At 33.1% G+C, this 11521-nt stretch carries 7 protein-coding genes and 1 CRISPR repeat array; all 7 genes read left to right on the top strand.

All coding sequences use genetic code 11. The annotated features are described in order from the left end of the window. The coding region (cas9, locus tag C0512_RS10385) for a type II CRISPR RNA-guided endonuclease Cas9 (protein WP_290861267.1) at window positions 1-2763 on the top strand (2763 nt) is incomplete at its 5' end. A 10-nt stretch (window positions 2764-2773) separates the two neighbouring features. Further along, entirely contained in the window at window positions 2774-3631 is an 858-nt protein-coding gene (locus tag C0512_RS10380) for an HIRAN domain-containing protein (protein ID WP_290861265.1), read from the top strand. 10 nt (window positions 3632-3641) lie between these two features. After that, window positions 3642-4595 carry a type II CRISPR-associated endonuclease Cas1 gene (gene cas1 / locus C0512_RS10375; protein WP_290861263.1) on the top strand — a complete coding sequence of 318 codons (954 nt, stop codon included), beginning with the start codon at window positions 3642-3644 and terminating at the stop codon, window positions 4593-4595. Next, on the top strand, window positions 4588-4935 hold the full coding sequence (gene cas2 / locus C0512_RS10370; RefSeq protein WP_290861260.1) for a CRISPR-associated endonuclease Cas2: 348 nt from the start codon (window positions 4588-4590) through the stop codon (window positions 4933-4935). The genes cas1 and cas2 overlap by 8 nt, the downstream gene beginning before the upstream one ends. Window positions 4936-5054: 119 nt before the next feature. Continuing rightward, a CRISPR array of direct repeats spans window positions 5055-7679; the repeat unit is 46 nt; unit sequence GATGCGAATAGTCTTTAAAGATACAATTTTGAAAGCAATTCACAAC. A 1367-nt stretch (window positions 7680-9046) separates the two neighbouring features. Further along, window positions 9047-9646: a carboxypeptidase regulatory-like domain-containing protein gene (locus tag C0512_RS10365; protein WP_290861258.1), complete on the top strand. Its 600-nt coding sequence runs from the start codon at window positions 9047-9049 to the stop codon at window positions 9644-9646. A 224-nt stretch (window positions 9647-9870) separates the two neighbouring features. Further along, on the top strand, window positions 9871-10776 hold the full coding sequence (locus C0512_RS10360; RefSeq protein WP_290861256.1) for a helix-turn-helix domain-containing protein: 906 nt from the start codon (window positions 9871-9873) through the stop codon (window positions 10774-10776). Window positions 10777-10869: 93 nt separating this feature from the next. After that, window positions 10870-11346, top strand: coding sequence for a GyrI-like domain-containing protein (locus C0512_RS10355; protein ID WP_290861254.1), 477 nt, complete (start codon window positions 10870-10872; stop codon window positions 11344-11346). Window positions 11347-11521 lie beyond the last annotated feature (175 nt).

The following is an 11521-nucleotide window of genomic DNA, read 5'->3' as shown; positions in this document are numbered from 1 at the left end:
TTTAAAGATAGCATGACTGATGTTCAATTGATGGCATTTTGTGGGTTAAAAAAAGGGAGCCATACGGTAAACTTTAAAAAAATAGAAGGAAATAGAACTAACAATGCTATCTATAAAGCTTTTGAAAACATATTAGTATTAGAAGGATATGATGAATTAGACCTTTCAAAATTAGATGCTGATGATATTAAGAAAGTAATTAAAAGTGCATTTGATGATTTAGGAATTAACACCTCTATTTTGGACTTTAATCCAACTGTACAAGGTAATGATTTTGATAAACAACCTTATTATCAATTATGGCATTTGTTGTATTCGTCTGATGAAGATGAACCCTTGAAAAAAGCATTGATGGCAAAATTTGGATTCAAAGAAAATCACATTCCTTATTTATTGAACATATCACTTCAAGCAGATTATGGAAGTTTGAGTGCAAAAGCTATCAAAAAAATATTGCCCCATTTAATGGATGGACATATTTATGACAAAGCCTGTACTCTAGTTGGCTATAATCACTCTTCTTCTTTAACAACAGAACAAAACAATGATAGAATTTTAAAAGATACTTTAGCTCTATTAAAGAAAAATAGTTTACGGAATCCAGTGGTTGAGAAAATACTCAATCAAATGATTAATGTTATTAATGCTATTATTGCCGACCCTACGATGGGTAAACCTGATGAAATTCGTGTTGAACTAGCTCGTGAATTGAAAAACAACAATGAACAGCGAAACGAAATGACAAAACAAATAAACAAAAGCACAACCGAACACGAACAAATTAGAAAATTATTACACACCGAATATGGTATTGCTCGAGTTACTCGAAACGATATTATCCGTTATAAACTTTGGAAAGAATGTGATGGTATTTCACTTTACACAGGTAAACCTATAGAACCATCAAAACTCTTTTCTAAAGAATATGATATTGAACATATTATCCCGAAATCTCGCTTATTTGATGATAGCTTTTCCAATAAAACAATTTGTGAAAGACAATTAAACATTGATAAAAGCAATAAAACTGCTTATTCTTTTTTACAAGAGAAACTAACACCTCAAGAGTTTGATCAATATGAGAAAAGAATCAAAAGTTTATTTGGAAAAATAAGCCGAACCAAACAACAAAAACTTTTAATGGCCGACCATGAAATTCCGGAAGGGTTTATTGACCGTCAATTGAGAGAAACGCAATATATAGCCAAAAAAGCCAAAGAAATTTTATTGGAAGTATCAAGGAACGTAACCTCAACAATAGGAAGTGTTACCGATAAATTACGTGATGATTGGGAATTAGTTGATGTAATGAAAGAACTCAATTGGGAAAAATATGATAAACTTGGACTTACTCATATTGAAGAAGGCAAAAATGGTGAACGTTTGTATAAAATAAAAGATTGGACAAAACGTAATGACCATAGGCATCATGCTATGGATGCTTTAACAGTTGCTTTTACAAAACCTGCATATATTCAATACTTAAATAACCTAAATGCTAAAACACAAGGTGAAAAGAAAGCCTCAGCCATAATTGGCATTGAAACAAAATATTTAGAACGTGATAAAAACAATAAATTACGTTTTAAATCACCAATGGAAAACTTTAGAGAAGAAGCAAAAAAACACTTGGAGCGTGTTTTGATTTCGTATAAAGCAAAAAATAAAGTTACTACAAAAAACAAAAATATCACTAAGAATAGCGGAGGAACACTTCAAAAAATTCAATTGACACCACGTGGTCAATTGCATGAAGCTACTATTTATGGAAAAATGCAACACTATGTTACTAAAGAAGAAAAAATAGGTGCAAATTTCACTGTTGATTATATTAATAAAGTAGCCAAAAAAGCGTATCGAGAAGCTTTGTTAAAAAGATTACATGAAAACAATGGTAATTCGAAAAATGCTTTCACAGGAAAAAATGCTTTGGCAAAAAATCCAATTTATTTAAATGAAGAAAAAACAACTTTTGTTCCTGAAAAAGTAAAATTGGTTTGGCTAGAAGATAATTATACGATTAGAAAGGATGTTACACCTGAATTAAAAATTGATAAGGTTATAGATGTAGGATTAAGAAAAATTCTTCAAAACCGATTAATCGAATTTGGAAATGACCCAAAGAAAGCTTTTATCAATTTAGATGAAAACCCAATTTGGCAAAACGAATCAAAAGGAATTGCAGTAAAAAGTGTATCGATAAGCGGTGTGAGTAATGCACAAGCATTGCACACAAAAAAAGACCTTTTTGGAAATGATGTTCTGGACGAGAATGGGAAACCAATTCCTATTGATTTTGTCAGTTTAGGTAATAACCATCATATTGCAATTTATCGAGATGAAAAAGGTAATTTACAAGAAGAAATGGTTAGTTTCTATGATGCTGTTGTTCGTCTAAACCTAGGTTTATCGGTTATCAATAAAAATCATGAAAAAGGTTGGGAATTTTTATTTTCATTGAAAAAAAATGAATATTTCATAATTCCAAATGAAACATCACTCATTGATGGTTTTGACTTTTTAAATCCTATTAATTATAATTTAATCAGTCCATTTTTATTTAGGGTTCAAAGTATTTCTTCAAAATATTATATATTTAATCATCATTTAGAAACAAGAAATGCTGATGGTAATTTATTTAAAAATTATAAAAATCTTTCAGGTATTACATATAACTTTTTTCAAGCAACAAATAAATTAAAAAATATAATAAAAGTAAGGATTAATCATCTTGGTCAAATTGTTCAACTTGGAGAATATTAACACTGGTTAAATGACAAGAGGTAATTTTCTTAGAAATCTAATTGGACTTTATGGTATTGCTTCCCTCCCCTTTGAAATGGTGAAGCAGTATCAGAAAGTTTATTTATTGCAATGTTTTGTTAGGGGTTTTCAATATTATAACGGGCCACAAATAATTGATGAAATCAATCAAAGTGGTTTGTTAGAAATGGTGCGGGAGCCAAAAAACAAGTATGACAAGAATGCTATTGCTTTACACTTTAATCAACAAAAAATTGGTTTTATTCCGATGGAAAGTAATGAAATGCTTGCCGTGTTGCTTGATACGGGTTTATTAACCCTGCAAGCTGAAATTACGCATATTGAAAAAATGGCCATGGATTGGGAAAAAATTCATATAGCCATTTATGTAATGAAAGAATTGGAACAAGGTATAAGTGAAGAACTTCTACCCTTCACGCTATTAGAAACACCTCATTATTGTACATTAAAATCAAAACACAATACGTATACACGATTTTATTTTGAGGAAAATGAGGAGGTTTTGTCGGGAGAGGATTTTTATAAAACTTTAGTAGATAACAGTTCTACGGATGATGTTTATACACTTATACATAGCTCATTTCCAAATCCTGAGGATATGGATGAAGCTATTGACGGTTCGAAGATGGTGGTGAGTAAACATAGACTTCCAAATAGTATTTCTATAGCTGAAATTGAGGCAAAAATTAACGATGAGGTTTTCAGTATAGAAAATGCATTTGATGAAAAGGGATATATCGTTGCTAATGTAAATGCAGTTGCAACTATGCCGGACAAAATTGCTAGATTTGAAAAGGTTTTTGATAAATATGGTAACGATTTTTATGAAGTAATTTTTAAATCTTAAAATTAATTCTATGATTAAACGCACTCTTTTCTTCGGCAACCCTGCTTATTTGAGTACTAAAAATGAGCAATTAGTGGTTACTTATCCTACCCTCACCCCTTCCGAAGTTTCGGGACTCTCCAAAGGAGAAGGTGACGAAACCGTTGAAAAAAAGCCGGAAACTAAAACGGTTGCTATTGAAGATATTGGTGTGATTGTATTAGAAAATCAACAAATTACCATCACCAATGGTTTGTTAGAAAAACTAGTATTTAATAACGTGGCGGTTATTACATGTGACGGGCAACACATGCCTGTTGGTTTATTGATGCCCTTGAGTGGTCATAGCGAACAAACGGAACGGTTTAAACATCAACTCAATGCCTCGCTCCCACTCAAAAAGAATTTATGGCAACAGACTATTACTGCTAAAATAATCAATCAAGCGGGATTGCTCAAAGAAAAAGGGATTCCGGCACGAAAGATGGAGCTTTGGGCGAAAGAAGTAACGTCGGGTGATGCCTTAAATCATGAATCGAGAGCAGCCGTTTATTATTGGTCAAAACTTTTTGGTGATGAAAATTTTACCCGCAGTCAGAAGGGATTAGCACCCAATAATTTATTGAATTATGGTTATGCGATTTTGCGAGGTATCACTGCCCGAGCGTTGGTGAGTTCAGGGATGTTGCCTACGTTAGGTATTTTTCACCGCAATAAATACAATGCCTATTGTTTGGCCGATGATATCATGGAACCCTATCGACCGTTTGTTGATTTGATCGTGAGTCATATTATTGAAACGGAAGATAATTATGACGAATTAACTGTTGAGTTGAAGAAACAGTTGTTGAGCATTGCGAGTATTGATGTGCAATTGGATGGCAAAAGCAGCCCGTTGATGGTAGCGATGAGCCGAACAACTAATTCCCTACATGAGTGTTTTGAGGGGAGTTCACGCAAAATATTATACCCGGTTTATGTATGACGAACATTATACCCGATTAAATCAATACAGAAGTTTGTGGATACTCGTATTTTTTGATTTGCCCACCGAAACGCGAAAAGAGCGAAAGATTGCCAGTGGATTTCGAAAGAAATTGTTGGACGATGGCTTTAGTATGTTTCAATTTTCTATCTATATGCGGTTTTGTGCGAGTCGAGAAAATGCGGAAGTACACTCGAAACGGGTTAAAAATAATTTACCGGAACACGGTAAAGTGGGTGTGATGCAGATTACGGACAAACAATTTGGGATGATGGAGTTGTTTTATGGCAAGAAACCTGTGGAGACAGAAAAGCCTTCGCAACAATTAGAATTGTTTTAAAAACACACAGCATTTAAAAAACGAATTTCTTTCCTCACAATTTCGCTTACTACTACTTCCTTTTTTATTTCTACCGTTATTACTAAATCGCATCCTATCAGTTATTTATGAGCCGATAGGATGCGAATAGTCTTTAAAGATACAATTTTGAAAGCAATTCACAACCACTTGACAACACAAAAGTTCATCAAATCAGATGCGAATAGTCTTTAAAGATACAATTTTGAAAGCAATTCACAACTGATCGACAATTGATTGCAATTGTTTTTCGGATGCGAATAGTCTTTAAAGATACAATTTTGAAAGCAATTCACAACGTAAAGGCTTCGATTTTCCTTTTATTATTAGATGCGAATAGTCTTTAAAGATACAATTTTGAAAGCAATTCACAACTCACCAAAGCTTCTCGCTTGTCCTTCGTTAGATGCGAATAGTCTTTAAAGATACAATTTTGAAAGCAATTCACAACAACGTCAATCGGTTATGGGGCAACATATCGGATGCGAATAGTCTTTAAAGATACAATTTTGAAAGCAATTCACAACATTTCGGGTATTTTTGAAAACATACCCATAAGATGCGAATAGTCTTTAAAGATACAATTTTGAAAGCAATTCACAACTGAAAAAAAAAGCGGTTTGCATCGGTTCTGGATGCGAATAGTCTTTAAAGATACAATTTTGAAAGCAATTCACAACTATTTTATAGTATTTTCATTAACTTTTATGATGCGAATAGTCTTTAAAGATACAATTTTGAAAGCAATTCACAACAACTGCTCTTTATTTAGTTTTTCCATTTTTGATGCGAATAGTCTTTAAAGATACAATTTTGAAAGCAATTCACAACTTGAGTCTGTTAATGAAAAGACAGGCGAAGGATGCGAATAGTCTTTAAAGATACAATTTTGAAAGCAATTCACAACGGTTATGCAATTGAAAAGTTTGAAGGTTTGATGCGAATAGTCTTTAAAGATACAATTTTGAAAGCAATTCACAACAAGTAACTAAAGCAGAAGTTACGAATATGTGATGCGAATAGTCTTTAAAGATACAATTTTGAAAGCAATTCACAACATATTTGACGCGTGGTACTAGTAGTATCACGATGCGAATAGTCTTTAAAGATACAATTTTGAAAGCAATTCACAACTTTCACGATGCAATTTTGTAACAACTCGAAGATGCGAATAGTCTTTAAAGATACAATTTTGAAAGCAATTCACAACGTAAGTTCAGTTAATTGTGTAAAATAACCCGATGCGAATAGTCTTTAAAGATACAATTTTGAAAGCAATTCACAACTTATTTCAACCGATATATTAACAGGACAAGGATGCGAATAGTCTTTAAAGATACAATTTTGAAAGCAATTCACAACATATCAAAGAAACTATTGATTTGTTTATTGGATGCGAATAGTCTTTAAAGATACAATTTTGAAAGCAATTCACAACAACAAAGGCGGTTTAGTTACCGCCTTTATTGATGCGAATAGTCTTTAAAGATACAATTTTGAAAGCAATTCACAACTAGATAACAAAATTGAGGGTGTGACATTTGGATGCGAATAGTCTTTAAAGATACAATTTTGAAAGCAATTCACAACGAGGCAAAATGCGTTTTATCAATTCTATATGATGCGAATAGTCTTTAAAGATACAATTTTGAAAGCAATTCACAACTAAGGGTTTAAGAGTTTACTGAGTGATTTTGATGCGAATAGTCTTTAAAGATACAATTTTGAAAGCAATTCACAACAGAGCATCCTATCCATAAAACCGTTATCTTGATGCGAATAGTCTTTAAAGATACAATTTTGAAAGCAATTCACAACGGGATGTGAGCATTAAAAAAGATAATCCAGATGCGAATAGTCTTTAAAGATACAATTTTGAAAGCAATTCACAACGGTTTTTGTTTCACTTCTTTTTTATAAGAGATGCGAATAGTCTTTAAAGATACAATTTTGAAAGCAATTCACAACAGGAAACAACTCTTGGCACTTACCTAAAAGATGCGAATAGTCTTTAAAGATACAATTTTGAAAGCAATTCACAACTAAAAGTTTATGTGTTAATGGTAAAGCAGTGATGCGAATAGTCTTTAAAGATACAATTTTGAAAGCAATTCACAACTTAGAACACTATCTTAGATTAGGCGGCAAAGATGCGAATAGTCTTTAAAGATACAATTTTGAAAGCAATTCACAACAAAACTTGTTATTTCACCCGGAAAATACAAGATGCGAATAGTCTTTAAAGATACAATTTTGAAAGCAATTCACAACAACTACAATTTTCATATCTAAGGGTTTAAAGATGCGAATAGTCTTTAAAGATACAATTTTGAAAGCAATTCACAACTTGTGTTATTATCTTTAATAAAAATGTCTTGATGCGAATAGTCTTTAAAGATACAATTTTGAAAGCAATTCACAACTATAATTGAATAGTTATCAATTATATCTTGATGCGAATAGTCTTTAAAGATACAATTTTGAAAGCAATTCACAACAGTGTTGTCACTCAAAGCTCCAATTCGCAAGATGCGAATAGTCTTTAAAGATACAATTTTGAAAGCAATTCACAACAAAGTTAGATGTTATTCGGTAAGGCTGAAAGATGCGAATAGTCTTTAAAGATACAATTTTGAAAGCAATTCACAACTATGATTGCTAACTTAATATTATTCTTTCTGATGCGAATAGTCTTTAAAGATACAATTTTGAAAGCAATTCACAACACGGAATCAATACTTTAAATTCAAGAATAAGTTGCGAATAGTATATAAAGATACAATTTTGAAAGCAATATACGACACTATGATCGTGAAGGAATAAAAATAAAATAACACGTTCAACAGACGGGAGGGGATGAATCCAAATCTACACCGTTAAGTACATCGAACGTGCATTCTTAGAACAAAAATACGAAAAAAAATCAACAAAAAAAATTATTGCTGTCAGAGAAACAAGTCAGTGAGTAATATATTACTACAAGATACTATTAAAATAGAAAAGCACATTCGGCAGACGGGAGACATAAATTCTACACCGTTAAGGTCGCCTAATGTGCTTTAAGGAAACAAAGTTAAAAAAACTAATCTGTTTCGAATAATATATTGCTATATAATTTAGAAAGGTCATTCAGAATCTTGTTTACAGAAATGAAAACTATACTTTATTATCAATAAAAAAATCTAAAGGACAAGCTCAGACTGACAAAGATGGGGAGAGATGCTTCCTGCGTCAGCATGACAAGGGTGGGGGGACAAAGTTTGGAGGGACAAAGATGTAGGGAGATGCTTCCTTCGTCAGCATGACAAAGATTGGTGGACGAAGTTTGGGGAGATGCTTCCTTCGTCAGCATGACAAGGTTGGGGGATGAAGTTTGGAGGGACAATGTTTAGGGAAAATTTGAGGGTATGCTTCTACCCTATTTTTTGATGTCCTTTTAAAGTTTTTTGTTTTTGTAGGACAAAAAGTGGTTGTTTTTTGTGTTTTGGAAGTTGGTTAATTTTGTTTTTAAGGTCTGATTTGGTGCTGATTAGGTGTATTTGTAAAAAAAAGCGTCATAAAAATTGATGTCGTTCGTCGAAAAATTTAGTAGGATTATTAGTAAATATAAATTTTTGTAAGAAGAAATTTAATAAATATATTAATATTTTGTATAATCCTTAAAATGAGCTGATTGGTAAAATTTTAAGATTTGTTTGAGTCAACTTTTTACCTATACCTTTGACTCGCCGGCATCGAGAGGATGCACCAAATTTATTAATTTAATTTATTTACTATGAACAGATTACAAGAGAGCTATCGCTCTATGTACTTGGTGGTGGAACGTTTTATAGAAGCGTCGGACCCAACCGTTTTGGCCTTGATGCCGAATTTTGATTCGGAGTTTCAGGAATTTAAAGATGCTATGCTTGCTATCAATGTGGCGAGTGAACAACAGATTTACAATCGTACGGGAGTACGTGCGGAGAAAGTGCTGTTTCAAGGTGAACTCGCAGATGTGTGTGTTACGCTATCTTCGAGGGTTCGAGCGTATGCACATGATATTGGAGATATCAATTTGTTTCGTCGGTTTGACCGCCAACGGAGTCTGATTATGAATATGAGTGACACCTTGTGCCGGGATTATTGTCAACAGGTTCATGATGAGACAACAGTATTGTTGCCCTTGTTGACTACGTATTTGGTTACAACGGGTGAACTAGATGATTTGCAACGAGCAATAGACAAGTTTTGGGAATGGGTTTCGAAGCCACGAAATTCGATTTCGGAGAGACGGGTTAGTACGACAAATCTAGCGGAAGCTTTTGCTGTTTGTGCGGATAAAATGACGAGTATGGATATTCATATGCGTATGCTTGAAACGAGTCATCCGGAGTTGTATATGAATTATATTTATCGTCGTAAACTTGTTACTCCGAGTTATCGCAAGCTTTCGCTTCGTGGGGTTGTTCAAGGCGGTTTAGGGGAATTGCTTTCGGGCGTTACCGTTAAAATTGGTACGTTGAACGTGGAGACAATCACGACGGATAAGGGTTATTTTGAGTTTAAGAGTTTGCCTCCGGGAGTTTATATGGCTTCTTATGAATTGGAAGGCTATGAGACGCAATCGCAACCTGTGGCTATCGTTGCCAATGAGCGAAGAGATGTTAAGATAGAGCTGACCGAAGAAAATAGAGAACGAAATGCATCGTAGTAATTTGACTTGGGATTTATTTGTATGTGAAACTCCTGACTGAAAAGTCGGGAGTTTTTTTTTATAAAAAATGCATTAAGACAATTTCAAATACAACTTTCCGGTTTAAAATATACCTCAAAATAAATTTTCGGAGTTTAATTTATTTGGCTATTTTTGAAAGTGAATACTGTTTAAAAGATGATTTTTAGACGAACTGACGTTATGCGACATTAAAACAAATTATGTGGAATTTAGAAAAAATAAAACAATATATATCTGATGGTGTAGAAGAAAACATACACTTGGATTATAAAGGTGCTGATTCTATTTCAAGCACCAACGAGAAAAAAAACGAAATTTCAAAAGATGTTAGTGCTTTTGCAAATTCAGACGGTGGAGTTATAATCTATGGAGTGAAAGAATATGACGAAGCTGATAAAAATCATCTCCCAGAAAAGATACAACCTATCAATGGAAATGAATATTCTAAAGAATGGCTTGAGCAAGTAATCAATAGCACAATTTCTCCAAAAATTCATAACATCAAAATAACACCTGTCCAAACAGGAGATATTAAGGATAACCAAGTAATTTATGTGGTAGAAATTCCCAAAAGTACCACCGCTCATCAAATGAAAGATAAGCGATATTATAGACGTTTTAATTTTCAATCAATTCCAATGGATGATTGGGAAATAAAAGATATAATCAATCGAAGTTCTCAAACTGAATTTGAACTTTATTTTGAAACAACTCCACCTAAAAATATTATTGAAAAATGGCCACCGTTGCCTCCAAAAATAATAATAGATATATGGATTCTCAACTCTGGAACTAAAGTTATTAAATATTTAGATTGTTTCATTAGTGGTGATACTAACACTGCCAAAAATATTATTAAGCCTTATGTAACAGGAGAATTTCAAAAACACTTTTCTAATACTATTGAAAGGGAAATAACTATAAAAAGTAACACATTTGTTATCAATTCAGAAAGGATAGTTATTCTACCAAATACTTCTCGACTTATTGGACAAATTGAAATTAGAGAAAATTTCATACTGGAAAATAATAAAATGTATTTTCAAATTTCAACGGAAGATAGAGTAGAATATTTAAATTATGAAGGAAAAGAAATAATAGAATAAGGTCGCATGACAGCAACTACAATGTTGGCGGCAAGTGTAACAAACCACCGTTATAAATGACACAGCAGACAAAAAAGATATTTAATTAGAAAAATGACACCGAGAATTGAAACATTAAACGAAAAGAAATTAGTGGGCAGACGACTAACAATGAGTTTTGCCGACTACAAAATTTTCGAACTTTGGCGGACTTTTTCACCCAGACGAAAAGAAATAGCAAACAACTTGACAAATGACCTCATTTCATTGGTTGTTTATAAACCCAATCATTTTGTAGACTTCCTGCCGACGAACGAATTTGAAAAGTGGGCAACCGTTGAAGTTGCAACGTTTGACAATGTGCCGACCGAAATGGAAACGTTTGTTTTACAAGGCGGACTTTATGCGGTGTTTGACTACAAGGGTTTGAACACGGACAATTCTATTTTTCAATATATTTTGGGAACTTGGTTGCCAGCCTCGGATTACATTTTAGACAACAGACCACATTTTGAAGTTTTGGGCGACAAATACAAAAACAACGACCCGACATCAGAAGAAGAAATTTGGATTCCAATAAAAATGAAATGAGAATACTAGCTGCTAACAGCGGTTTATGATAATGGCTGGTTTTATTTTCTAAGCCAGAAAGTACTCTAAATAAGCAAAATCATGGGTGCTGATTTTGTTTGCCCCTGCCCTAAAGGGAGCAAAATCATGGGTGCTGATTTTGTTTGCCCCAACCCTAAAGGGAGCAAAATCATGG

Source organism: Flavobacterium sp., from assembly GCF_013822155.1.
In the GTDB taxonomy this organism is placed as follows: Bacteria; Bacteroidota; Bacteroidia; order Flavobacteriales; family Flavobacteriaceae; genus Flavobacterium.
This window is presented reverse-complemented; position numbering and strand designations above follow the sequence as displayed.